General features: G+C 56.6%; 23 protein-coding genes. 16 read left to right on the forward strand and 7 right to left on the reverse strand.

Features of this window, described 5'->3' with window-relative positions:
- Window positions 1-9: 9 nt before the first annotated feature.
- Window positions 10-2,205: a TonB-dependent siderophore receptor gene (locus G6041_RS20295; protein ID WP_041460784.1), complete on the forward strand. Its 2,196-nt coding sequence runs from the start codon at window positions 10-12 to the stop codon at window positions 2,203-2,205.
- A 526-nt stretch (window positions 2,206-2,731) separates the two neighbouring features.
- Here G6041_RS20295 and G6041_RS20300 read toward each other — a convergent pair.
- Both G6041_RS20300 and G6041_RS20305 read right to left on the reverse strand, forming a co-directional pair.
- Window positions 2,732-3,700, reverse strand: a complete 969-nt coding sequence (locus G6041_RS20300) for a ParB family protein (protein WP_011999030.1) — start codon at window positions 3,698-3,700, stop codon at window positions 2,732-2,734.
- Window positions 3,701-3,707: 7 nt separating this feature from the next.
- Window positions 3,708-4,904: an AAA family ATPase gene (locus G6041_RS20305; RefSeq protein ID WP_369833123.1), complete on the reverse strand. Its 1,197-nt coding sequence runs from the start codon at window positions 4,902-4,904 to the stop codon at window positions 3,708-3,710.
- Window positions 4,905-5,713: 809 nt separating this feature from the next.
- Between G6041_RS20305 and G6041_RS20310 the strand changes: the two genes are divergently transcribed.
- The 4 genes from G6041_RS20310 to G6041_RS20325 all read left to right on the forward strand — a co-directional run bounded on the left by G6041_RS20310 (window position 5,714) and on the right by G6041_RS20325 (window position 9,803).
- A complete protein-coding gene (locus G6041_RS20310) occupies window positions 5,714-6,769 on the forward strand; it encodes a RepB family plasmid replication initiator protein (RefSeq protein WP_042391483.1) in 1,056 nt (351 codons plus the stop codon).
- Between the two features lie 368 nt (window positions 6,770-7,137).
- On the forward strand, window positions 7,138-7,755 hold the full coding sequence (locus G6041_RS20315; RefSeq protein ID WP_041460762.1) for a histidine phosphatase family protein: 618 nt from the start codon (window positions 7,138-7,140) through the stop codon (window positions 7,753-7,755).
- Between the two features lie 98 nt (window positions 7,756-7,853).
- Window positions 7,854-8,621 (forward strand): COG4705 family protein, encoded by a 768-nt coding sequence (locus G6041_RS20320; RefSeq protein WP_011998922.1) that lies wholly within the window; start codon window positions 7,854-7,856, stop codon window positions 8,619-8,621.
- Between the two features lie 123 nt (window positions 8,622-8,744).
- Complete coding sequence (locus G6041_RS20325) at window positions 8,745-9,803, forward strand: ParB/Srx family N-terminal domain-containing protein (protein WP_041460763.1); 1,059 nt, start codon at window positions 8,745-8,747, stop codon at window positions 9,801-9,803.
- Window positions 9,804-9,807: 4 nt separating this feature from the next.
- Here G6041_RS20325 and G6041_RS20330 read toward each other — a convergent pair whose 3' ends face one another.
- Complete coding sequence (locus tag G6041_RS20330; protein ID WP_011998924.1) at window positions 9,808-10,338, reverse strand: GNAT family N-acetyltransferase; 531 nt, start codon at window positions 10,336-10,338, stop codon at window positions 9,808-9,810.
- Between the two features lie 296 nt (window positions 10,339-10,634).
- Between G6041_RS20330 and G6041_RS20335 the strand changes: the two genes are divergently transcribed.
- From G6041_RS20335 to G6041_RS20360, 6 genes are all read left to right on the forward strand, one after another.
- The gene (locus G6041_RS20335) at window positions 10,635-11,843 is read left to right on the forward strand and encodes an MFS transporter (protein ID WP_011998925.1); all 1,209 of its coding nucleotides are present in this window, start codon (window positions 10,635-10,637) and stop codon (window positions 11,841-11,843) included.
- Between the two features lie 315 nt (window positions 11,844-12,158).
- Window positions 12,159-13,097: an omptin family outer membrane protease Cpa gene (gene cpa / locus G6041_RS20340; RefSeq protein WP_032989735.1), complete on the forward strand. Its 939-nt coding sequence runs from the start codon at window positions 12,159-12,161 to the stop codon at window positions 13,095-13,097.
- A 248-nt stretch (window positions 13,098-13,345) separates the two neighbouring features.
- Window positions 13,346-13,888 carry a carbapenem self-resistance protein CarG family protein gene (locus G6041_RS20345; protein ID WP_011998928.1) on the forward strand — a complete coding sequence of 181 codons (543 nt, stop codon included), beginning with the start codon at window positions 13,346-13,348 and terminating at the stop codon, window positions 13,886-13,888.
- Window positions 13,885-14,424: a hypothetical protein gene (locus tag G6041_RS20350; protein ID WP_011998929.1), complete on the forward strand. Its 540-nt coding sequence runs from the start codon at window positions 13,885-13,887 to the stop codon at window positions 14,422-14,424. The genes G6041_RS20345 and G6041_RS20350 overlap by 4 nt, the downstream gene beginning before the upstream one ends.
- Window positions 14,425-14,456: 32 nt before the next feature.
- Complete coding sequence (locus G6041_RS20355; RefSeq protein WP_011998930.1) at window positions 14,457-15,152, forward strand: helix-turn-helix transcriptional regulator; 696 nt, start codon at window positions 14,457-14,459, stop codon at window positions 15,150-15,152.
- 56 nt (window positions 15,153-15,208) lie between these two features.
- Window positions 15,209-15,592, forward strand: a complete 384-nt coding sequence (locus G6041_RS20360; RefSeq protein WP_011998931.1) for a VOC family protein — start codon at window positions 15,209-15,211, stop codon at window positions 15,590-15,592.
- Window positions 15,593-15,645: 53 nt separating this feature from the next.
- On the opposite strand, the gene G6041_RS20365 is transcribed toward G6041_RS20360, so the two are convergent.
- Both G6041_RS20365 and G6041_RS20370 read right to left on the reverse strand, forming a co-directional pair.
- Window positions 15,646-16,536: a hypothetical protein gene (locus G6041_RS20365; RefSeq protein WP_011998932.1), complete on the reverse strand. Its 891-nt coding sequence runs from the start codon at window positions 16,534-16,536 to the stop codon at window positions 15,646-15,648.
- Window positions 16,537-16,697: 161 nt separating this feature from the next.
- Window positions 16,698-17,468: a MipA/OmpV family protein gene (locus G6041_RS20370; protein ID WP_011998933.1), complete on the reverse strand. Its 771-nt coding sequence runs from the start codon at window positions 17,466-17,468 to the stop codon at window positions 16,698-16,700.
- Between the two features lie 124 nt (window positions 17,469-17,592).
- On the opposite strand from G6041_RS20370, the gene G6041_RS20375 reads away from it, so the two are divergent.
- The 4 genes from G6041_RS20375 (at window position 17,593) to G6041_RS20390 (ending at window position 23,753) form a co-directional block, all read left to right on the forward strand.
- Window positions 17,593-18,285 carry a response regulator gene (locus tag G6041_RS20375; RefSeq protein ID WP_007854387.1) on the forward strand — a complete coding sequence of 231 codons (693 nt, stop codon included), beginning with the start codon at window positions 17,593-17,595 and terminating at the stop codon, window positions 18,283-18,285.
- Window positions 18,282-19,460 carry a sensor histidine kinase gene (locus tag G6041_RS20380; protein WP_011998934.1) on the forward strand — a complete coding sequence of 393 codons (1,179 nt, stop codon included), beginning with the start codon at window positions 18,282-18,284 and terminating at the stop codon, window positions 19,458-19,460. Before G6041_RS20375 ends, G6041_RS20380 begins: the two co-directional genes overlap by 4 nt.
- A 93-nt stretch (window positions 19,461-19,553) precedes the next feature.
- A complete protein-coding gene (locus G6041_RS20385) occupies window positions 19,554-20,702 on the forward strand; it encodes an efflux RND transporter periplasmic adaptor subunit (RefSeq protein WP_011998935.1) in 1,149 nt (382 codons plus the stop codon).
- Window positions 20,703-23,753 (forward strand): efflux RND transporter permease subunit, encoded by a 3,051-nt coding sequence (locus G6041_RS20390; protein ID WP_011998936.1) that lies wholly within the window; start codon window positions 20,703-20,705, stop codon window positions 23,751-23,753.
- On the opposite strand, the gene G6041_RS20395 is transcribed toward G6041_RS20390, so the two are convergent.
- Both G6041_RS20395 and G6041_RS20400 read right to left on the reverse strand, forming a co-directional pair.
- A complete protein-coding gene (locus G6041_RS20395) occupies window positions 23,745-24,101 on the reverse strand; it encodes a nuclear transport factor 2 family protein (protein ID WP_007854402.1) in 357 nt (118 codons plus the stop codon). The genes G6041_RS20390 and G6041_RS20395 overlap by 9 nt on opposite strands.
- 80 nt (window positions 24,102-24,181) lie before the next feature.
- Window positions 24,182-24,625 (reverse strand): NUDIX hydrolase, encoded by a 444-nt coding sequence (locus tag G6041_RS20400; protein WP_071818052.1) that lies wholly within the window; start codon window positions 24,623-24,625, stop codon window positions 24,182-24,184.
- A 149-nt stretch (window positions 24,626-24,774) separates the two neighbouring features.
- On the opposite strand from G6041_RS20400, the gene G6041_RS20405 reads away from it, so the two are divergent.
- On the forward strand, window positions 24,775-25,260 hold the full coding sequence (locus G6041_RS20405) for a DinB family protein (RefSeq protein WP_011998938.1): 486 nt from the start codon (window positions 24,775-24,777) through the stop codon (window positions 25,258-25,260).
- Window positions 25,261-25,284 lie beyond the last annotated feature (24 nt).

The following is a 25,284-nucleotide window of genomic DNA, read 5'->3' on the forward strand; positions in this document are numbered from 1 at the left end:
ATCATAACAATGAAGCGTCATCATCTTTGGGTATTGAATCCTTGTTTACTTGCCATGATTTCTGCCTCCGCCTGGGGGGCACCGCAGAAAGAAGAGACGCTGGTGGTTGCCGCCAGCCGTACCGGACACAGCGCGGCGGATATGGCACAGACCACGTGGGTTATCGAACAGGCTGACATTGAACAGCAGGTTCAGGGCGGTAAAGAGTTAAAAGAAGTGCTGGCACAGCTGATCCCCGGCATGGATGTCAGCAGTCAGGGGCGCACCAATTACGGCATGAACATGCGTGGCCGCTCCATGATGGTGATGGTTGACGGCGTGCGTCTGAACTCCTCACGCAGCGACAGCCGCCAGCTGGATTCCATCGATCCGTTTAACATTGAGCGCATCGAAGTTATCTCCGGTGCGACCTCGCTGTACGGCGGTGGCAGCACCGGCGGTCTTATCAATATCGTGACCAAAAAAGGCCAGCCGGAGACGCAGGTTGAGTTCCAGACCGGGATGAAAACCGGCTTTAACAGCCATAACGATCATGACGAAAATATGGCGGCAGCGGTGAGCGGCGGCAATGACAATGCCTCCGGGCGTCTGTCCGTCGCCTATCAGCGCTATGGCGGCTGGTACGACGGTAACGGCGATGAATCCATTATCGATAACACCCAGACCGGCCTGCAGTATTCTGACCGACTGGACGTGATGGGCACCGGCACGCTCAATATTGATGATCACCAGCAGCTGCAGCTCACCACGCAATACTACAAAAGCCAGTCCGACGGTAAACACGGCCTGTTCCTCGGCGAGAATTTCTCAGCGGTCACCGGCAACGGCACCGCCTACAACAAAGGCAATCTGGATTCAGACCGTCTGCCCGGCACTGAACGCCACCTGATTAATCTGCAGTATTCAAATTCTGATGCCTGGGGCCAGGATCTGGTCGCACAGATTTACTACCGCGATGAGAGCCTGACCTATTACCCGTTCCCGACGCTGAACGGCGATAAAACGCGGGTAACCAGCATTGGTGCCTCACAGCAGAAAACGGATTTCTGGGGCGGCAAACTCACAGTCAACAGCAAGCCGCTGGATTCCCTTTCTCTGACCTATGGTGTGGATGCCGAGCATGAAACCTTTAATGCCAACCAGCAGTTTTTCGATCTGAATAAAGCGGCCGCCAGCGGCGGCATGAAGCTTGATAACGCATATAACGTCGGGCGCTACCCGGATTACAGCATTACGAACCTGGCTCCGTTCCTGCAGGCAAGTTATGACATCGATGCGATCACGTTAAGCGGCGGTGTGCGCTATCAGTACACCGAGAATAAGGTCGATGATTTTGTCGGTTATACCCAGCAGCAGGGCATCGCCACCGGTAAAGCGACGTCTGCGGATGCCGTGCCGGGCGGCAAAACGGATTACAACAATCTGCTGTTTAACGCCGGTATTCTCGGCCACCTGAGTGAACGTCAGCAGCTGTGGTTTAACTTCTCACAGGGGTTCGAACTGCCCGATCTCGCCAAATATTATGGCTCCGGCACCTATCGTCTTGAGAATGGCCACTACCGTTTGCTCAAAAGCGTTAACGTGAATGACTCGCGTCTGGACGGTATTAAAGTCGACAGCTATGAGCTCGGCTGGCGTTACACCGGCGATAACCTGCGTACCCAGCTCGCGGCGTACTACTCGGTTTCTGACAAGACCATTAACATTAACAAGACCGATATGACCATCACCCTGGATGACGACAAGCGTCGTATCTATGGGCTTGAAGGCCAGGTCGATTACTTCTTCAGTGACAGCGCGTGGAGCACCGGCGCGAACTTTAACGCCATCAAATCGGAAACCCGCGTGGACGGCGACTGGAAAAAGCTGACGGTCGACAGCGCCAGCCCGTCTAAAGTCAGCGCCTGGGTTAACTGGGCACCGGATAACTGGACCCTGCGCCTGCAGAGCACCCAGACATTCGATGTGTCTGATGATGCCGGTAAGAAAATCGACGGCTATAACACGATGGACTTTATCGGCAGCTATGCGCTCCCGGTCGGTAAAATCGCGTTCAGTGTCGAAAACCTGCTGGATAAGGATTACACCACCGTCTGGGGTCAGCGCGCGCCAGGATTGTACAGTCCGACTTATGGCTCACCGGATCTCTATACCTACAAAGGCCGCGGTCGTACGTTTGGCCTGAATTATTCCGTTCTGTTCTGATTACCGCCACACCACACAGGCCGCCTGAGCGCGGCCTTTTTTATTGCCGCTTTCTGAAGATGTCTCGCAAAAACGCGCTCGCCGGCAGGGCTCACCGTAGTGGTTATTGATTTCCGTTCTTTCCGTGTTGTGTGCCTTAGCTTTTGGCTGATAACTCTTCCCGAACTACCTGAAACGATCTTCTTTTCCCGTCATTTGGGCTTTTCTGCCTTCGCCGTCCGCTGAAATTTCTGGCAGGAAAGGCGTCATAAGCATGGCGATTTCACCGTGAAATAATTCATAAATACCATTTAAAATCAAATACTTAACCTCATAATCAGCGTGGCGAAATGCGTGAAATTTCAGTACGTGCGGCAGCAGACGTTAACACATCCACTGTAGAGAGCAGGCGAACAAGTCAGAGGCGATGCTGTGGAATAAAGAAAGGCGAGGCGAATAGTGGCGATTTCACCGTGAAATCCGTTCAGGAAAAAACGTTATTTCAGGGCGTTAACGGTGAAATCACCATGGCGAGCAGGCAGCCCGCTCAGGAGAGATGCTTCTTCAGAACGCTTTCAATGGCCTGGTCGAGTTCATCCTGTACGTCACGCGACAGGCGGTTGAACTCATAGCTGAAGAGTCGTCCTTTAGTGCGCTTACGGGCGAAACGGTCTTTATCAGAGAAACGCCAGAGCGGGGAAATAACCGCTTTGTCTTTCGGGCCCGGCGACGTGAGCAGCTCCCCTTCACGCGCGATAATGCGCATGATGCGGTTCTTCACTTCATCTTCCGCCAGATCGGTGTCTGATAGTACGATATCCACTTCACTGGCGATGGAATCGGTCAGTGTTTTCAGTGCGATGTCATTTTTCAGCAGCGTTTCTTCGACAGCGCTCAGCGTTTTATAGTCGCTGAATGTCAGCTCGGACTGAACCGGGAAGAACGCCAGCAATTCAGCACAGACCGACGCCGCCTGTAAAGCGCGGGTGACTTTAGCCTGCGACAGCCCTTCCTGCTCGGCTATCTCTTTCTGACTCAGGCCTGCGTTTTTCAGCGCCATCAGCCGCAATCCGATTTCACGGATGTTGTGCTCTTTTGCCGTCTGGATATCTTTGGCGAGCTTGCGCGCCTCTTCTGATGTCAGCGCCGCTTCCGTCACCAGTACAGTCAGACCAGTATGACAGATGAGTGCCGCTGCACGACGGCGGGAGCCGTCCAGAATTTCAATACGGTCACCCGCTTTCACGCCAATCGCCGGAAAGAACTGCTGGAATTTCAGCGTGCGGGTGATATCGCGCAGCGATTCCGGCGTCAGCGCTGACTGCTCGCGCCCGTTGGTTTCCTGACGAACGAAGGTTTTTTCCGCCACATCCGCAGGCGCGACGCTTTCCAGCCGGAAGGTGGCTTTACGCCCGGAACTGAGTACAAACACTGACGTGAAAGTTTCAGCGTCCGTGCTCTCTTTAAACGGGGAATGGGTGAGTGTACGGCCAATCGTGACTCTTTTTGTGCTCATAGTATTCTCAGCTCATACGAATAAATTCAATGCGATCAAAAACCGCTTTGGCGAAATCTTCAGCCGCGGCACGCGCATTTTTCAGCGCCTCGCTGCTGCCGATGTAAGTGGCGGGGTTTGCGGAAATCACCGTATCAAATGACTCTCCGCAGCGCTCAAAGCCGTCCAGGCGGGGCAGGGCGACATCCAGCATATCGCCGCCGAAAATCTCCTTGGCGAGGCTGTGGCAGAGCTTGTGGTCGGCCTTGTTGAGCAGCTTCGACATAAAGCCGATGTTTTTCTGCAGTCTCACCCGACAGCCGGACTCTTCGATCAGCGCGATGAGCTCCGGCAGACGCGTCAGGTATTTGAGCGTCGAGTGGAAATCTACCTGCGCAGGTGGCACCGGTGTAAACAGAACGTCCGAGGCGGCAATCGCGTTCATCAGGAACGCGTCCAGATGCGGGCCGCTGTCGACAAAGATAAAGTCGTAGTCTCTGGCAATCTTATCGATGATGTTCTGGCGCAGGACACCATAAATACTGGTGCCCGGCAGATGCTCCGCACAGAGCTCTTCCCAGCGAGAGGCGATAAAGGCGTCTTCAATAGAAGCTGGCATCACATCCACGCCCGGCACAATCGACGGCACAATAAATTCTTCCAGCAGTTCTTCACGCGACACATTCTGCAGCATGGCCTGCGCGCTGGTGGTATCGACAGTGCCGACCGCGCGGGTGTGATTAAGGAACATGGTTGCGGAAGACTGCGGATCGAGATCGACCACCAGAATGCGCAGATCTTCAAACAGCAGGTGAGGATGCACACGGAGCGCATGGGCAAGGGAAACCGTGGAAACCGTTTTGGAGACGCCGCCTTTCAGATTACCAACAAAAATGGTGAACGCTTCATCATGACGGTCGCGGTATTTAGGCACGCCACGGTGATGGTAGAGATCGATAATATTCTGAACGGACATCGCATACTTGGTGGAAGAGCCCGCCGCGCGTTTATCAAAGACGTATCCGTTTGCTTCCATCTCACTGACGGCGTAATCAACGCTGGCGCGGGTCAGTCGCGGAAGTTTGGCCAGTGCCGCTTTGGCGTAGACCTGATAGAAGGTGTTTTCCTGAAGCTCATCTTTCTGATGCTGGATCTGCTCGGTCAGCCCGAGAAGCATTCTTTCTGAACGTTCGGCAACTTTCGTTAACTGCTGCTCATTATCCATCATAACACTCACTGTATGCAGGATTTATTAATTTAAACGAAAATACAGCATAAAAGTCAGGTGGTAAACATAAATGTTGTACTTGTGTGCGCGTGTTCAAATCGCTGACGTCATAAGAGGTTAGTGCCAGAATCAGCAGCGCTCACCGCAAAAACGAACGTGCGTCAGCCGTTCGTTTGAGGAAGCGCAAAAGAGCGGAGGTTAAATGGGGCGTGGGATGCATATGACATGATTTTATCCACAGGCCAGATCTAAGTTTTCGATCCAGATAAGATCCCTTATATGATCCTTAAAGATCCCTTTTCTGAATTTCTTAATACGATCAGAAGGTTGCGGCAGTTTCTAACCACTATAGCGAGCAGAACATCCACTGAAGCGAGCCGGATAACCACTGTAGCGAGGAGAGTAACGGCTGAAGAGAGTGCCTGGCATCCACTGTAGCGAGTAAAACGCAGGACTTTTCCATGACGGCCCTCTCTTTATAACTGACTGTATTAAAAAGGGTTTCACCTTCTTCTTGTCAAGTTACTCCTGCGCATCAACATGTTTATTCACAGAGTCAGTACGTCTTTTATGTCTGGCTGCGGGTGACTGTAACAGACTGACATGCTCCTGTATGCGTTCGGGCTATCCACTATAGCGAGTAAATGACTGGATCCTGTCACGCTATCAACTAAAACAACCACTACGGAGAGTAAATAACCACTGTAGTGAGCAAACATCCACTGTGGAGAGTAAACAGCGCGGATAAGCATGTGACATATCCACTATGGTGAGTGATACTCTCACTGGCGAAGATAATAACCACTATGGTGAGTAAGCACCGGTATTCAGGACAGGAGACCCCGCACGTGGCTGATGAAGAGAACATCAATATCAACGATGCCTTCAGTGAACTGGATCGTAAAACCGGCGAAGTGGTCACGCTGATGCCGAACCGTAACAACACGGTACAGCCGGTCGCGCTGATGCGCCTTGGCCTGTTTGTCCCGACGCTGAAATCCACCGCCCGTGGCCGTAAAGGGCAGATGTCCTCGATGGATGTGACAGAAGAGCTGAAACAGCTCTCGCTCGTTAAATCTGAAGGCTACGAGAATATCAAAATCACCGGTGCCCGCCTGGACATGGATAACGACTTCAAAACCTGGGTCGGGATCATCCATGCTTTCGCCAAATACAACGTGCTTGGCGACAGCGTGACGCTGCCGTTTGTGGAGTTCGTGAAGCTGTGCGGTATTCCTTCGGCGCGTTCGTCGGCAAAGCTGCGTAAACGTCTTGATGCCTCGCTGACCCGTATCGCCACTAATACCATCTCCTTCAGCAATAAAGAAGGGGAGTATTACGTCACGCACCTGGTGCAGTCCGCCAAGTACAGTGCCAAAAAGGATGAAGTGACGCTGCAGGCCGATCCGAAAATCTTTGAGCTATACCAGTTCGATAAAAAAGTTCTGCTGCAGCTGCGGGCCATTAATGAGCTGTCGCGTAAGGAATCGGCTCAGGCGCTGTATACGTTTATTGAGAGCTTGCCGCCTAACCCTGCGCCTGTCTCCCTTGCACGCCTGCGCGCGCGCCTGAATCTCACCTCCCGCACCATCACGCAGAACTCCACCGTGCGTAAGGCGATGGAGCAGCTCAAGGAGATTGGCTATCTCGATTACACCGAGATCAAGCGCGGGCGGGTAGTCTACTTTCATATCCACTACAGAAGGCCAAAACTTCGCCCACAAAGCCTGCCAGGCGCGCTGCCTGCCGGTGACGAGTTGCCGGTAGAAAACAGCGCTGTACCGGAAGAGCAGGGCGAAATGGTGATGCTGACCAAAGAAGAGCTGGCGCTGCTGGAAAAAATCCGTAAAGGCCAGATCTGAATATCCACTGTAGTGAGTACGGCATGTGGAGATTTTACTCTTATGCTCGCTACAGTGGATTTTGCTATCTATAGTGGATGTTACTCTCCTTAGTGGATGTTTCACGCCTGTATACTCTCTACAGTGGATACAAAGCTCATGTGCCACATTGGATCCTGAAACACCGTGAATAATCTGGCGATTTCAGCGTGAAACTCTGATTCTTAATTCTGTAAAAACAGCGAGTTAGAGGTAAAAGAGCGTGGCGAGTGATTACCTTCATAATTTTCCGCGAGTCTTCTGTCTTTTCCATAACGGAAACAGGGGGCCTTTACCGTTTTAGCATGGCGGTCTGTGACCGGAACCGCTTTTTTGCAGGGAATGACGTTATGAATCTTCTCCTTATCCGTCATGCCGAAACAGAATGGAACCGTGGCGGGCTCATTCAGGGGCATCATGACAGCGCGCTGACGGCGCGTGGCTTGCAGGAAACCACAGCGCTCCTGACTGCTCTGGCGCACGAATTCCCCTCTGTTGACGCGGTGTACACATCTCCCGCGGGCCGCGCGCGCCATATGGGTGACGCCATCGCGAGCCATTTTCGCTGCCCACTCTCTGTTGAGCCTCTATTACGTGAGCAGGCGTTTGGTGATTACGAAGGCCTGTCGCGGGTGCAGTTGCAGCGAGATGAGCCTCTCAGCGCAGAAGCGCTGTTTTCAACTGATGCGTTATTTACGCCGCCCGGCGGTGAATCGCTCGCGTATGCCGCGCAGCGTCTTCTGTCTTTCATCCAGAATGATCTCGCCGCAACCTCACACGCAACCTGCTGCGTCGTGACGCACGGGCATATCCTTCAGGGCGCGCTGGCGCTCCTCAAAGACGGCAATATCGATAACTTCCCGCGCTATGCGCAGCCTAACGCCAGCTATGCGCGGTTAACGTTTACGGCGGACCGCTGCGACGTCATTCAGTGGGGCATCGCGACCCATTTGCGACACCTGTCATAAACGCCGAAAACTTTCGCCGCTCTTAAGTCTTCCTTAAGATTAATCCTATAACTTCACTCTGGATCCTGCCCCTGTCGGGCCGTACCGGAGCACACTCTATGCAAAACACTACCTCTGCGCTCAGCAAAGTTCCTGCCGTCACCGCCGCGTTCTGGCTGACGAAAATCGCCGCGACCACGCTGGGTGAAACCGGCGGCGATGCGGTCACGATGTCCATGGATCTCGGTTATCTCACCGGCACGCTCATCTTCGCGGCGATCTTCCTCGCAGCGGTGGTCGTGCAGATCCGCCATCACAGCTTTAATAAGTGGATCTACTGGTTCACGGTGGTCGCCACCACGACGGTCGGCACCACGCTTGCAGATTTCGCCGACCGCTCATTAGGTATCGGTTATCTCGGCGGTACGGTGTTGTTGAGTAGTCTGCTGGTGCTTTCGCTGCTGGTCTGGCGCGTGACATGCGGCACTATTGCCGTGGATTCGGTTAACAGCGTGCGTACCGAAAGCTTCTACTGGGTGACGATTATGTTCTCCCAGACGCTTGGCACGGCGCTCGGCGACTGGACAGCAGACAGTGAAGGCTTCGGTTATGACGGCGGCATCCTGCTGTTCGTGGGCGCACTGGCGGTTATCTGGCTCGCGAGCCGCTTTACCTCGATTTCGCGCACCGTGCTGTTCTGGGCTGCATTTATCCTCACCCGTCCACTCGGCGCGGTGGTGGGCGATTTCCTCGATAAACCCATCGCCAAAGGCGGTCTTGAGCTCAGCCGTTACGGCGCATCTGCCACACTGGTAGGAATGATTCTGGTCTGCCTGTGGGTCTTCCCGCATCGCGCAGCGCTGAAAAAACGCGCACCGGTATTCTGAGTTCTTCCTTCTTACCCGCGGCACGCGCCGCGGGTTCTCCTCTCTGTTTTTCCTTTCACAACGGTTTTGCCCTCGCTGCCCTGTGCCGTACACTGTCTCTTAGTACACATGCAGGAAGCTCAAATGACACATTACTGGTGGAAAGATTTACACGATCGTAATGACGCCTGGCTGGGGCTTGCGCTGACGGTAAAGGGCGAAACGCCCCCAGGCCTGGCGCTGGAGATGCTGAGCGGACATCACGGACGCATGGCGTTGCAGCTGCGCGGCGAAACGCTTTTCTGGGCTTCGATGCTGAAAGATTATTCCGGCGTCTGGCTCGTCACCAACCGTGAGCATCCCGATCAGCAAAATTTGCTGCCGCCGGTGCGCTCTGAGGACATTGAAGCCATCAAACGCAAGGGTGACGGCGCGTGGACGGGCGAGTGGTGCCGCTATTTCGCGCGTCAGCTGATGGATTCTCCCGCGCCGCTGCTGGCGCCGCGCGACTGGCTGTTGCGCCCGATGCTGCCCGCGAAACGCCAGTCGTCATACCTGCGCAACACCACGCCCGACATCGACCAGTGGTATTTCAAAACGCCCCCCAGCGCAGGCGACTGGAGTGTGGACTGGGCGCTTTATGGCGAAGATTTTCGCTCGCTCACTGACCCGGAGCACGTCCGGCTGGTGGACTGGTGGTGGGGCGGCCATCTGCTGATGGGCCGTTATCCGGTTGATCCGCACGCCGGGCGTCTTAAGTGGTGGCGTAAAAAATGCCGCGAGGGCGCGCTGCCGCCGGTGCTGGTCTGGTATGTCGCCGGGCTGGCGTCTTATATCGTGCTGGACGGCCATTATCGCCTGCACGCCGCGATGGAAGAGGGCATCCCGCCGTCATTCCTGGTGCTGAGCGAATACGCCGAGCGGGAGTTCCCGGCGGACGAGGCGCAGCGCGAGCGGGTGCAGCGGGCGCTGGCGTTACAGCAGGCGAACAATCCGGGCTGCAATATTGATGGCATTAATCAGACGTTAATTAATCTGTGGGACCGGCGTTATCTTTACGCCGAAACGCACAGCCGCGCCACGCTCGGCAACGGCGAAGGCTGGGCGCGTGAGGTTACGGCTTATCTGCGTCGCCACGGGCAGACGACGTATCTGGAGAATGTCCTTAACGGCACGGAAAACCCGGTCGACGACGCCGGGTGAAGGCTTACAACGCGCGCCACTCGTCGTGAGCCAGAGTGTACAGCAGGCTCGGCGGCACGTTATCAACATCATGGATCTCACGCACGTAGCGCAATCCTGCGTGCGTCAGCACTTTGCGAGACGCCAGATGATTGCTGCGCACTACCGCAGAGACTGCCTCAAGCGCCCGATCTTCAAACCCATAGCGAACGGCGAAGCGGGCGAACTCTGTCGCCAGCCCCTGTCCCCACGCCTGCGTCGCAAAACGGTAGCCGAGATTATTAATCTCCGTGTCCGCATAGCGGCGGATGCTCAGCCCGCCAAAACCGATAGTCTCATCGGGTGCGGTGGTTAACGCGATGCGCCAGTTCCCAAAACCATAAGCCTGCCAGTGCGTCAGCCAGCGATCCATCACACCTTCCGCGTGCGCGCGGTTGGGGTACGGCCCCGCCGGGTTAAATGTATTGGTCGCCGGATCGCCGTAAATCCGGAATAAATCGTCCACATCTCTCTCTGTGACCGGCCGCAGCCGCAGACGCGCCGTCTCTGCAAACATAAGTATTTCCTCATAATTGCGTTGCCTCTGTTATAGCGCAGATGCGGGTACAGAACGACTTCCCCTCCGCCAGGAGCACAAAGCATGACGCCGGAAGGCGATTTGACAGCTGAATAATCCGCGAGTTTGGTTTTACGCAGACGAATTGGCGACGAGGATTAAGTCTCTGAACGTTCGTTAAAAAATGGTTTATGGTTAAAGCGTTAAGAGAATATATCGGGCTTACACAGTGACGCGCCGCCACCGGCCTCCTGTATTTACGCGTGTCGCAGGGCGATCACGAAAAAGGAAGAGTAATGAGTGCGGAAGTCACCCTGCCCGTCGGGCAGCAGAACAGGAATATTTTTCGGCTGGCGACGGCCCAGGCGCTCGCGGGCGCGAACTCGGTGGTGTTTTACGCGACCGGCGCGATTGTCGGCGACGCGATGGCGCCGGATCAGGCGCTGGCGACGCTGCCGCTGACGATTTTCGTTGTCGGGATGGCCGCGCTGATCCTGCCTTTTGGCGTGCTTGCCCGCCGTTATGGCCGCCGCGCGGCGTTTATGGCGGGCACCAGTACGGGCGTGCTGACCGGACTGACGGCGGCTCTGGCCGTGGTGCTCGGCTCCTTCTGGCTCTTTTGCATCGCCGGGTTTATGAGCGGCGCGTATGCCGCCGTCGCGGTTTCATTTCGCTTTGCGGCCACCGATGGCGTGGCGCGCGAACGGCGAGCAAGGGCGCTGTCGCTGGTGATGGGCGGCGGCGTGGCGGCAGGCATTGTCGGGCCGATGCTGGTCAACGGCACGATGGATCTCTGGCCGCCCTATACCTTTGCCGCCACATACCTTGCCCAGGCGCTGGTGGCGGCGGTGTCCGCGGTGGTGCTCTGGGGCGTAAAAGCGCCCGATCCGGTCGCGCCTGAACATCAGGTACGCGGACGACCGCTTCGTGACATCGTGCGCCAGCCGGGCTTCAGCCGCACCGTATTCAGCGGCGCGGTGGCGTATATGGTGATGAATTTTCTGATGACCGCCACGCCGCTGTCGATGCATATGCATGGCCTTTCACTCCAGGATGCGAACCTGGGCATTCAGTGGCATGTCATTGCCATGTACGCGCCGGGTTTCTTTACCGGCAAGCTGATTACCCGTTTTGGTGCCACGCGCATCGCCGCACTGGGGCTTGCGATCTCGGCGCTTTCTGTCGCGGCGGGCCTTGCCGGAACGGCGGTCGGGCACTACTGGCTGTTGCTCATTTTGCTCGGTGTTGGCTGGAATTTCGGTTTTACCGGCGCGTCGGCGCAAATCCTCGACTATCACCGCCCGGAGGAGAAAACCCGTGTGCAATCGCTGAATGATTTTGTGGTATTTGGCGTGATGATCGTGGGCTCGTTTTCTTCTGGTGCCCTGCTGACGCTGGTTGGCTGGAACGCCGTGCTGTGGTGCTCGCTGGTGCCGCTGGTCGTCGCCATGATAGCGCTGCTGGCTGAAAAGCGGCGAGCGGCGGCGTCATTAAACCGTTATTAGCCTATATTGCGCCAGGCGATCGGCGCTGGCGCAATATAACATCACGCGATTTTATTAGCCCGCGAATAATAAAGCCACAAAATAAAGTGAAACGCCCGAAGCGTAGCGGTAGCGGGTAAGTGCCATAAGCAAATTCTTTACGGGCAGAAATATTGCAAACTTACTACTATCGTCAGCTATTTTAAAAGCTTGAGAGATTTTTTGCTGAACCTGCCATATTTCAGAGTCATCTGCAGCGTCGGTTGAATACCTATATCTACAGGGATATTCTTTACGCGCATTTTTAATGTGCGTAAAAATTTAATGGAATAATATATGAATAAGAAACTTATTGTCGTGGCGATGATAGCTGCCTCCGGCTCGGCGAATGCCGCTTCTTCTGTAACACTGATGCCGGATTTTTCTGCGCAAAGCGTGGCTGTCTCCACATCACTGGGGATGCTGGCAGGGGAGTCGAAAGAATTTGTATATGACTCCAGTACAGGTCGTAAAATCAGTCAGCTGAACTGGAAAATTAAAAATAATCTCATCCTTAAAGGCGATGTTTCCTGGGATGCATGGCCTTTCCTGACCCTGAATGCGCGCGGCTGGACAACCCTGAGTTCTGGTAACGGGCATATGGAAGATTATGACTGGCAAAAAGAAGATCAGTCTCACTGGACCGACCGTTCGCGCCATCCTGATACCGATCTGAATTATGCCAATGAATATGATTTAAACCTGAAAGGCTGGGTACTGAAAGGGGATGATTATAAAGTCGGCGTTATGGCCGGTTATCAACAAACCCGTTTCAGCTGGACCGCCTATGGCGGCTCCTTTAACTATGCGAATGGCAATGATGTTGGCAGCTTCCCGAACGGTGCCCGCGGTATCGGTTACCAGCAGAAATACAGCATGCCGTATATTGGCCTGACCGGTCAGTATCGTTATCAGGACTTTGAAGTGAACGCGCAGTTTAAATTCAGCGACTGGGTGACCGCGAAGGATAACGACGAGCATTATATGCGCGATCTGACGTTCCGTGAAAAAGCTAACGACTCCCGTTACTATGGCCTCGCCGTTGATGCCGGTTATTATGTGCTCCCGAATACGAAACTTTTCGCTGAGTTCAGCTATAACCGCTATGAGGAAGGGAAAAGCGGTACGCAGATGATTAATAACGCGACCGGAACGTCTTTTTCGGATAATGGCGATGCCGCCGGCCTGCAAAACAAAAACTATACAATTACCGCAGGTCTTCAGTACCGTTTCTGATGCCGTTAAAAAACCCGCTGCCGGCGGGTTTTTTTCACACATAACCTGTACCGATAACCTCGTCAACATTTCTTAATCCCTTTCCTCGTGGCTGTTCCCCGCTAAAACTGCACGCTTCTGAAGAATATCCTCAATCGATATGTGGATCAGAAAGCGAACTTCCATCATGCTATATTTCGTCAGGCGACTGGCGCTGGCGAAAGGCGATTTTTCTGCCGACAATACTTATTTCAAAAGGATCCATTGAGATGAAACTGAGCGCGCTGTTTATCGCCTCTCTGCTCATGGCGGGCTATGTCTGTGCCGGCCAGGCTGTTCCCGTGGCGCTGAAAGATGGCCCGAACACGCTGGATATCAATCAGGATGGCGCGAACGATCTGATTTTCAGCGCCACCTATGACAATAATACCTCCCACCCCAGCAGCACGCTGACGGTTTATATTCAGAAAGACCACGCCTGGCTGATTGTTCCGGTGCCGGATGACGATGGCTTTACGTGGAGCGATTTTCGGCTGTCCGCCTCAACCACGAAAATCAGCGGCTATGAACCGTATCAGGTTAATCATATTTTTTATCTGGTCCGGGCGGTGAAAATGGCAGAGTCTTCAGAAAGTACTGATTTAACCGATGCCACGAAAGTGAAGTTCACGCGCTACCGGATAGCCAGTAATACCGCCGATCCGGGCGTCGCGGCCTTTTTCTGGCAGCCGTCCGGCAGTTACGTGACGGACGCCGCTTACAGCGATGTGGACGAGGCTTTTCGCACACTGAATATGGATAAATTTCTTTGAAGCGGCGGGCGGCGCTGGCCATGCTCCTCATCAGTACGAACAGTATGGCGCAGCAGGCCGCGCCTTATCGTGCGCTGCTACAGCAGGCGCTCAACGCCCGGTCGCTGTGTCTTGGCGAAACGGCCTGGCCGGTAACAAGCCGCGCGGGCGCTGATGCCTGGCTGCACGCCCGGATGGCAGCGCTGGTGGATGCCGGGCTTGTCTTGAGCAGGCGCGAAGGCTCTCAAAAAACCTGGGCGCTGACGCCCAAAGGGCGCGCGGAATTTCACCGGCATCACGATTTCTGCTACGGAAAAATGCGCGTCAAAACGCTGGAGGTTAAGCCGCAGCGCGATGGCATCCATGCGACCTTCACGTATGATATTCCAGCGCTGCCGCAATGGGCTAAGACGCCCGCTCTGCGTATGGCGGATTCAGAGCTGGATAATCTCATCAGCGGTATCGATAAGGTGCATTATCAGGCCATTTTTATTCGCGGGGATAATGGCAAACTCCGGCTCGTCCGCGGGCCAGAACCGCTGGATTTACTTTACTGATCGCATAACACGTACTGCACCCGAGACCCGACATGACCCGGACACAACGGCTTTTAGAACTGCTCCAGCTTTTGCGATCCTACCGTTACCCGGTGACGGCGATGACGCTCGCGGAACGGCTTGATGTCAGCGTGCGCAGTATTTATCGCGATATCGAGACGCTGAAAATGCAGGGTGTGGATATCGAAGGCAGCGCGGGGATTGGTTATGTCCTGCAATCCGATTACCACCTGCCGCCGCTGATGTTTGATGCGCATGAAGTTGACGCGCTGATACTCGGCCTGCACTGGGTGATGCGCCATACCGACCCGCAACTGGAAGCCGCGGCCCGTAACGCGGTGGCGAAAATTCACGCCATTCTTCCGGAGAATCTCGCGCAGCAGATAAATTCCCCGTCGCTGATGGTGGCACCGACCGGCAATGAAGGTAGCCTTCGGTTTCTGACGGATATTCGCAGCGCAATCCATCAGCGCAGAAAGCTTGAGCTGGTCTATACCGATAAAGACGGCACGGCGTCATCGCGTCTCGTGTGGCCGATTGCGCTGGGTTTTTTTGACGCGGTCAGGGTACTGGCGTGCTGGTGCGAGCTGCGCCAGGCGTTCCGCCATTTTCGTATCGACCGGATGCAACAGGTGGCCATTAGCGAGCAGTTGTGTCCGCAATCGCGCTATAAATTGCTGAAAGAGTGGAAGAGCGCGGAAGGGATTGCGCAGGCAAAAACCTACTGACAAAAACTGTCACACCCCGCTGTTACTGTCATGGCTCACTACACAAGGAGAGCCAAATGATCACTGCCGATATGTCTATTCTCTATGTTGAGAACGTCCTTAAGAGCGCTGACTTTTATTCCACGCTGCTCGGCCGCGAGCCGGTTGAGAAACAACCTACGTTCGCGTTATTCGTGCTGGAGAACGGTTTTAAGCTGGGGCTGTGGTCATGCTATACGGTTGAGCCGGTCGTGAATCAGCGTGCGCCGGTGCCATCGGGTGAAATCGTCTTTAAGGTGCAGGCGCGGGACGAGGTCGAACATTTTTATACGCTGTGGTGCATGGAGCGTCACGCGACGGTGATCCAGAGCCCGGTCGAGCTTGATTTCGGTTACACCTTCGCGGCGATGGACCCGGACGGCCACCGTTTGCGCGTCTGTTATCTCAATCCGGAAATGTGACCAGCAGTGAGGAAAACTGGTCAGCGCCAGTTTTCCTGCATTCACGCCCCTAGTCAGAAAAAAGTTCTGCCGAGCGGGATAATATCGCACCACTGTTTTTTATAGCTCCAGAACGCTTTATAGATCCCGAGCGAAAAACGCATCGTCTTATTTTCTCTGGCGCATAGTGCACGGGCGTTGCTTGTATTCAGCCATAACAAAATGCTGCCCAGATTGAGGGTGGTGTACTGCGGATCGTAGCCGCCATTGATATCATCGAAATAGATCCACTCAGGGTTGTTGCACATAAAAATAATATCGAACGCGCAGGGCCTGTCATGCAGAAACAGTATGCTGCCAAAAATCAGGTGCCGCAGCGCATCAAAGGTGCGCACCAGATCTTCATATTTAAAGCAGTAAATTTTTCCCTGCCAGCGCAGGGTGAAAAGCTCGATATATATCGCGGCTAACTCTTCTGAGGAAAAATGGCTCGCGTCACGCACCACACCACCCATGGCGCAGAATTTCTCAAACTCCTTGCGGCGCTTTTTCTCCGACGTTTTCGAGATGCTCTCTTTGATATACGCAACCTTATGCTTAAGTCGCCCGGAGAAAAGCGCATTCACAAACGCGCCTTTATGGTGGGGTGAAAGGCGTTTATTGGTGACCGGCAGATAGCCGCGTTTATTGGCGCGCAGGGGGAATAACACATCATCAAAGACAACAGGATAATGCCGGTTCTGCAGGCTGCACTTTCCATTGACGGAAAAGCAGGCACCTGTATCTTCATTACCATCTCTGAGCGCGAAATAACGGAGCGTCAGATTTTGCTCACGACTTAAGAAATGCAGCACATCAGGATGACAGCAAATCGAACCGCCGAACTGATGGTATATCCGCGCGTAATGGGCCGCGTCACAGGGTTGCCAGCCTGTCAGGTTTCCGATGACGTTTTTGAACTGCATAGTGCTGCACCTGTATAAAATTGCTGTGAAAATGCGTTAAACGTGACTTTAAATAGACAGTCAGGCAGAAAATATCCGCCATTGTCCTCTCGCCAGGTTAAGAGAACATTAAGCACACGCGCAGCGTCACCTTTGTCTGGTGTGTGGTTGTGCACGCGCCCTCAGAAGGTGTATGTCACTGCCAGCGCGGTGGTCGTCTGGTTACGTGTATGCACAATCGGGCTGTTGTCGGCTTTATCAGCAAGCCATGTGTAACCGGCGCTGAGGGTCGCGCCCCAGTGCGCATCAAACTGGTGGCTCCAGCTCAGGTTATTGCTGACGCCATAAAACCCGCCGCTGGTGCGGTAAGGCGTATAACCAGAGCGTGCGCTTTGCTGCGCATCGACCCCGTAAAAAGTATTGAGGTAGCGGCTGTCGCCGAAGAGGGCTGCCGACTCCAGTGCCAGCGTGTCAGCCTTGCTCTGGAAGGGCACCAGTGTGAACGATGTCTGATACTGCATGCCCTGGCTGTCGGTGAGCGGCAGTGTTGCCTGGCCTTCCAGCGTCAGCCACGGCGTGACCGACCAGCCGAGCGCGAGGCGGGTATTCAGCGCGGTTTTGATGTTGCCCATGCCTTTAAGCGAATCCGCTCCCTCGCGCCAGGCGCTGTTTTTCTCCCCGCGCCCCAGGCTCACGCCCAGTGAATGTTCAAACCACAGCCCGTTGTCGGTTTGCAGATCGTATCCGAGCCCCTTTTCCGTATCGAAAAAGAACGCGCCGTGCCTCGCCTGCACGACGGGAACTCCAGACCACGTATTATGATTGTCACCGCTGTAGCGGGGCGCATACTCCGCGGCTGCGCCCACCGTCAGGCTGTCCGGCGGAGGCTCCTGTGCGATGGCAATACCTGGCAACAGGATGAGCATGGACAGCGCCCGGTTTCGTATTATCATCGTGTCTCCTTTTGGACGAGAGAATGTATGGCTGAACGGCTGGCTACCGTGTTCGACGCGCATTCTGGGCCACTCATATCAATGAACGGTCAGGAAACTGTTAAGAAACTGTCAAGGTGAACAGATGACAACCAAAAGGGTACTTGTGATTGAGGATGACGCCGATGCCGCCAGCGTACTGGAGGCCTATCTGCGGCGTGAAAATTACGACGTGGCGATCGCGGGAGATGGTCGCAGCGGGCTTGAAAAAGCGCAACGCTGGAAACCGGATCTGGTGCTGCTGGATGTGATGCTGCCTGTCATGAACGGCACCGAAGTGCTGGCGACCCTGCGGCGCAGCAGCGATGTTCCGGTGATCATGGTGACGGCCATGGGCGATACGCCCGATCGCATCGGCGCGCTGCGCTACGGGGCCGATGATTATGTGGTGAAGCCTTATCATCCTGGCGAAGTGGTCGCGCGCGTGCAGGCGGTGCTGCGTCGGAGTTGCAAAGCACCGGTGCAGGACGAAATACTGCGCTGGGAAACGCTCACCGTGGATACGGTCGCTATCACCGCGACGACAGACCGGGACGGCGTAACCACATACCTTGAGCTCACTCCCACTGAATTTTCTTTGCTTACCGAGCTGATGCGCCATCCCACGCGTCCTTTTTCCCGTCAGTACCTGCTTGAGCGCTGCCTGCCGGAGAGCGAGGCGCTGGAACGCGTTGTCGACACGCACATCTATAACCTGCGCAGAAAGCTTGAGAATAGCGGCCTGCGCGGGGTGCTGGTCAATGTGCGCGGCATCGGTTACCGGTTTCGCCAGCCATGAATAACCATCATCAGTCTCTCTGGCGCTGGATCTGCGGGCGCATAATTTCGCTCGCCGTCGGGACAGTTATCGTTATCGCCGTCTGCATGTGGCTGCGCTTCGCGGTGCAGAATTACTGGAATCTGCACAGGATGCCGCCCGCGCTGCGTGACGAATTTCTCCGGCTGGTGGATAACCCGCAGGCCGATCCGGCGCGTTTTCATTACATCGTGGATACCTGGTGGGGGCTGAATTACTCCACGCCCTCCATTGCTTCCGGCGACTGGCTCCTGCTTAGCGTGCTGGTGCTGGTCATGATCCCATTTATCGTTTTTATGGGTCTGAAATATGCCCGCCCGCTGTCGGCTCAGTTCAGTCAGTTGCGGGAGGCGGCAGAAGAGGTGACGCAGGGCGAATTCGGTCGTCAGGCGGAGCTGGTCAGGGAAGCGCCTGCGGAAATGGTGCGTTTTGCGAGTGATTTCAATGCCATGACCCGCCAGCTCGCGCGGTATGAAAAAGAGCTGCGCGCCTCCCACGTGGCGATGGCCCATGAGTTGCGCTCGCCGCTTACCGCCGCGATGGGCCGCCTGCAGGGGATGCTGGACGGCGTTTTTCCGTCCGATCCGCAGCAGCTGGCGATGGTGATGAAGCAGCTTCAGTTGCTGAACCGTCTGACGGATGAGCTGCATCTCTTGTCGCTCGCCGACGCAGGGCAGTTGATCCTCGATCGTGAAGCGATAAGCCTTGATGAACTGTTGCGCGAGCGCGCCGCCTGGCTGAAGCCGCAGGCTGACGCGGCAGGCATCAGCGTGATTATCCATGCCGCACCGGCGTCGCCGCTGTACGCCGATCCTCTGCGTCTCGGGCAGGTCTTTACGGTATTGATGGAAAACACGCTGCGCTATGGCAAACCTGGCGGGCGGCTCGATATTCGGCTGCACGCTACGGCAGAAGGCTACCGGATCGATTTTCAGGATGACGGGCCCGGCGTTGCGGAAAGTTTTCTGCCGGTAATGTTTGAGCGTTTTACCCGCGCGGAGACCTCTCGCGCCCGCCATTCTGGCGGCAGCGGGCTGGGGCTTTCTATCGCACGTGCAATCTGCCAGGCCCACGGCGGCGATATCCAGGCGGCACTGCCGGAAGGGGGCGGCTTATGGATCGGCGTGACGCTGCCCACTGTCGATGCCAGCCAATAAAAATTGCTGGCTTGATGGTTTCTTGACGCAAAAACGAACGAATCTCGACGCAACCACGCTGAAATGACGCTGATTTCCTGAAGGAGCGGCGTCATGTCCGAAGCATTCACCGATTATTTTCGTCATTGCGTGCAGCATCTTTTCCATGCGGCGCGTGCTTTTTCTTTCTTTGCCCTGCTACCCATTGTGGTACTGGCTGCGATCCTGCCACTCTTAACAGGCTGTGGCGACAATCATCAGACCGACCGGCCCGCGCCGCCACGTCCGGTGCGGTATCTGGTTATCACAGCTTCCTCGCCTGCGCACGCTGACCTGCGCACAGGCGAGATCCGCGCCCATGACGAAACCACCCTGAGCTTTCGTACCGATGGCAGACTCGCCAGCCGTGAAGTGGACATGGGTGCCACGGTTCACGCGGGGCAGTTGCTTGCCACGCTTGAGCGCGCCACCGGCGAAAACCAGCAGGCCAGCGCTGAGGCGGAGCGCCAGGGCGCGCAGGCGGCGGAGCGGGTGGCAGCGCTGAATCTTAAGCGTATGCAGAAGCTAATGCCGTCCGGCGCTATCGCCCAAAGCCAGCTCGACAGCGCGCGGGCGGACTGGCAGAGCGCCGTTGCGCGGCTGAAAAGCAGCGAGGCCGCGTTGCGTAACGCGCGTGAGAGCCTTGACTGGACGCAACTGGCGGCGCCTGCCGACGGCGTGATTACCAGCGTCAGCGCGTCGGCAGGGCAGGTGGTAAGCGCCGGGCAGAGCATCTTCACACTCGCTACCAGCCATGCGCGTGACGTCGTGCTGGATGTCAGCGATCCGCAGCGGTTTTCGCGCGCGATGCAGGCCCGGTGGCAAGTCGCCTCACTCACGGAGCCCGCCATCACCGCGACCGCCGTGCTGCGGGACATCAGTCCGCAGGCCGACCCGCAGACGCGCACCTGGCGAGTGCGGCTGATTTTAACGGATCCCCCTGACGCCATGGCGCTCGGCGCGAGCGTCACGGTAGCGCTCCCGCAAACGCAGACGCCGGGTTTTACCGTGCCCGCTTGCGCGCTCACCCGCCTGAATGGTCATCCGACGCTCTTTATCATCGATGCGCAACAGCGGGCGCAGCCGCGGCCAGTGACTATCGCGCAGTACACCTCAGACAGCGTCATCATCGCAGGCGGCGTGCGTCCTGGCGATAAAGTGATTGTGGCGGGCGTCAGTAAATTGCGCGCCGGTGAAAAGGTCATCCCTGGCGAGGCGATGTAAATGAAACCGACCTTTAATCTCTCGGCGTGGGCGCTGGCGCACCAGCAACTGGTGAGTTTTTTTATGCTGCTGATTATCGCGACAGGCGTGCTCTGTTACGAACAACTGCCGCGTAATGAAGATCCGGCTTTTACCATTAAAACCGCGGTTGTCTCGGCACGCTGGCCTGGCGCGTCGGTGACTGACACGACAAATCTGGTCACGGATGTGCTGGAGAAAAAGCTTCAGGAGATCCCCTGGCTTGATAACCTCGAAAGTGAAACCCGCGCCGGTACCGCTGTTATCAACGTCAACCTGCGCGACGACACGCCGCCGCAGGCAGTGCCGGGCATATGGAACACGCTTCGCAACCGCATGCAGGATATCGCTTCGTCGCTGCCGCAAGGCGTGCAGGGGCCCGTGGTGAATGATGAGTTTGACGACACCTTCGGCACGATTTATGGCTTTACCGCCGAAGGCTATTCCATGCAGGCGTTGCGCGAGCGGGTGGAGGCTATCCGGCGTGGGCTGATGTTGTTAAATGACGTGGGCAAAATTACGCTGCTCGGCGAGCCGCAGGAGCAGATAGTTATCGCCTTTTCTCCCCGCAAGCTCGCCGGGATGGGGCTTGATATAACAGAGGTGAGTGACGCCCTGAAGGCGCAGAATGCCGTCGAGCCCGCCGGAACGCTGCGCGCCGCAGGAGATAACATCGCGATCCGCGTCAGCGGCGCGCTCACCTCGGAGGAGAGCCTGCGCGCCGTGACGCTGCATATCAGTGGCCGCTACATTCCGCTGACCGATATCGCCACCGTGAGCCGCCAGCCTGCCGAGCCGCCTGTGCCGCAGTTTCGCGTGAACGGACAGCCTGCCATCGGGCTTGCGATTTCGATGGCACCCACTGGCAATATGCTGGATTTTGGCCAGGCGCTGAACGCGCGCATGGCGCAGAGCGCGGCGCAATTGCCGCACGGCATCGAGATGGTGAAAGTGGCCGATCAGTCCACTGTCGTGAGCGAGGCGGTAAGCGGCTTTGTCCATGTGCTGGTGGAGGCAGTGCTGATTGTTCTCGCGGTGTCATTTGTGTCGCTCGGCATGCGCGCCGGTCTGGTGGTGGCCGCCGCCATTCCGCTGGTGCTGGCGATGACGTTCGCAGGCATGATGCTGGCGGGCATCGGGCTACAGCGCATTTCACTCGGCGCGCTGATTATCGCCCTTGGTCTGCTGGTGGACGACGCCATGATCGCTGTCGAAACCATGGTGGCGCGACTGGAGGCGGGCGATTCTCGTCAACGCGCGGCGACCTGGGCTTTCAAAACCACGGCGTTTCCGATGCTCACCGGCACGCTGGTGATGATTGCCGGATTTATTCCGGTTGGCTTTGCCGCCTCCAGCGCCGGGGAATATTGTTACTCGCTGTTCGTCGTGGTGGCAATCTCGCTGCTCTGTTCATGGGTGGTGGCGATCCTGTTTTCGCCACTGACCGGCACCTGGCTGCTGCCCGCACAGATCAAACGTCATCACAACGAACCGGGCTGGCTGGCGCGCGGTTATCACAGAATTCTGCAACAGGCGTTGCGCCACCGGCTTGTGACGATAGGCGGCGCGCTGTTCGCGCTGGGGGTGTCGGTCTGGGGCACCACATTTATGCAGGGGGAGTTTTTCCCGGCCTCCGATCGCCCGGAACTCCTGGTGACCCTTTCGCTGCCCGCCAGCGCGTCACAGACGCAGACGCAAAACCAGGTGGAACGCCTGGAGCGTGCGCTACGCGGCAACACGAATATCGATCGCTATTCGGCGTATGTGGGCACCGGCGCGGTGCGCTTTTATCTGCCGATGGAGATCCTTCAGGACAATGAAAACACGGCGCAGCTGGTCGTTGTGGCAAAAGATCTTCAGGCGCGCGATCGCCTGCGTCGCCAGCTCGACACCCTGATGGCGACGCAGTTCAGCGATATCACCACCCGCGTATCGCCGCTGGAGCTAGGGCCACCGGTCGGCTGGCCGCTGAAATATCGCGTCAGTGGGCCGGACTATGCGCAGGTACAACGCCTCGCGCGGGCGCTTGCCGGTACGCTTGGCACATCGCCGCTGACGCGTGACGTGAACCTGACGGCGGGCGAGCCGGAGAGGGTCATTACGCTTGAGGTCAACCAGACGGCGGCGCGCGCCGTGGGCGTCTCCTCGCAGAGCCTGGCACAGTTACTGAACACGGTCTGGTCCGGCGCGACGGTCACCACAGTGCGCGATAACGACCGGCTGGTGGATGTTGTGCTGCGCGGCAACAATGCGGAACGGCGCGACATTGCCACGCTTTCTGCGCTGAGGGTGCCGACCGCGAGCGGCAGTAAAGTGCCGCTCAGCGAGGTGGCAACCCCCGTGTGGGGGCTGGACGATCCGGTTATCTGGCGTCATCAGCGGCTGCCGTTTATCACCGTGCAGACCGATCTCGCACCGGGGCTTCGCGCTGAAGCTACGGCTTTGGGACTGCGGCCTGCCATTGACGCATTCCGCGCGCGGGTGCCTGCGGGTTATCGCATCGAAGAGGCGGGCGCGGTGGCGGAATCAGATAAGGGCAACCGCTCGGTGTATCGCATGTTGCCGGTAACGCTCATCGTCATGCTGGTGCTACTGATGATTCAGCTACGCCGCTTTTCACGCATGTTGCTGGCGCTGCTGATGGCTCCGTTCGGGCTACCGGGCGTGGTACTGGCGATGCTGCCCACCGGCACGCCGCTGGGGTTTGTCGCGCTGCTTGGGATTATCGCGCTGGCCGGAATGATCATCCGCAATGCGGTTATTCTGATAACGGAGGTCGACGGCAATCTGCAACAGGGTATGGACGTCAACGCGGCGATTACCACCGCCGCACAGCACCGCGCCCGGCCCATTATGCTGACGGCCTGTGCGGCGATCCTCGGCATGATCCCGATTTCGCATCAGGTATTCTGGGGGCCGATGGCATTCGCCATTATCGGCGGGCTTATCGTCGCGACGGTGGTGACGCTGACCGTCCTGCCTGCGGCGTTCAGCCTGCTGCTTCAGCCGCGCCGGGGGCGCGCGTCAGAGTAGCGTGGTTTTTAAACCGAGAACCTGCCAGTCACCGTGGCGTTTAACCCAGGTGCGAAAGTGGTGAAACCGACCATTCAGCGGCTCACCGGCGTAAGTGCCGGTGATGACCACGCAGGTATCGATAATAATACAGTGCTCATCTTGCCGGGATTCAAAGGATTCACGCTCGATAGCCTGGATAGTAATGGCACCGCTGCTATGCAGGCCGATATCCTGCGCTTTGGTGACGCGCTGTCCGGCGTGATTGATAAAGAGCAGATCGTCGGCGATTAACGCCGTAAGGGCCGCCACGTCAGAGTTTTTCATGGCGGTAAAGAGCGTATCTTCGAGTTGCAGCGGCAGGTTCATGGCATTTTTCCTCAGGTCAGAAGTTACACTAACAGCCTGAGCCTGGCTGTAAACCCGTGGAAATTTGTAGGTATCTGCCTTCAGTGCGCCGCCATTACCTGCAGCAGCAGTTCCCGCGGGTAGATGGTGTCGGTCGTGTTAGTGAGGGCTTCTGCCGACCACCAGCGGTTATCGTGAATGATGCGCTTTTCGCTGGCGGTCCAGCCTGAAAAGTCGGTCTCTTCATGGTCAACGTGAATGATAAAAAAGCGCTCGTCGGCCAGTACCGTTTCGCCATTCGGTAACAGCATCGTAAAGGTGCGCCGCGCCACTTCCGGGCCGGAGGATGTGCGCACAATACCGGTTTCTTCCCGTAATTCACGTATCGCCGCCTCCTGGAAGGACTCTCCGTCTTCGACGCCGCCGCCCGGCGTCGCCCAGTAGGTGCGCCCGGCAAGCGCGTCGTCGCGGTGGGTAAAGCGAAACAGCAATAACCGGTGATCGGGGCTCATAATCAGCAGTCGTGAGGCGGGACGTGTGCGCATGACAGGGCCTTTTTATCAAGTGTTAACGCCGCAGCGAGTATACCGGAATGCACACACAGATTTTCCTGAACCCTTAATATTGGCAGCCACGGTCAGCGCAGCGCTGTGTTAATTTAGTGGCATAAGTAAATACTCAACAGGAAAACCGAATGAACAGGGATACGCTGGTTACGTTGCTGAAATATAAGCGTTGGGCCGATGCCGGAACGCTGGCGTCCGTCAAAGCCGTTGACGCCACGGCGCACCCGGAGAAGCGTCGCCTGATGCAGCGGCTGATGAACCATATTTATGTGGTCGACCGCATTTTTCAGGCCAACCTGACGGGACAGGCGCACGGCTATACGGCGCTCAATACCCCGGAAACGCCGGATGTTGAAACACTGGAAACGACAATGCGCGACTGTGTGGACGGGTATATCGCCCACGTGAGCGCGATGAGCGAGGCGGATTTCGATGAGACCATTCGCTTTCGGTTTACCGACGGTAGCCACGGCGAGATGAAAGCGCTTGATATGCTGAACCATATGCTTTTCCACGGCACCTATCACCGGGGCGCGGTCGGCTGGCTGGTTGCCGAATGCGGCGGCGTCGCGTTTAAGGATGTGCTGACGGTTTTCCTGCGCGATCATGCGTGATCCCAGGCCGCCCAACGGGGCGGC

Source organism: Cronobacter sp. HA18003 (assembly GCF_011605905.1).
GTDB classification, from domain to species: domain Bacteria; phylum Pseudomonadota; class Gammaproteobacteria; order Enterobacterales; family Enterobacteriaceae; genus Cronobacter; species Cronobacter sakazakii.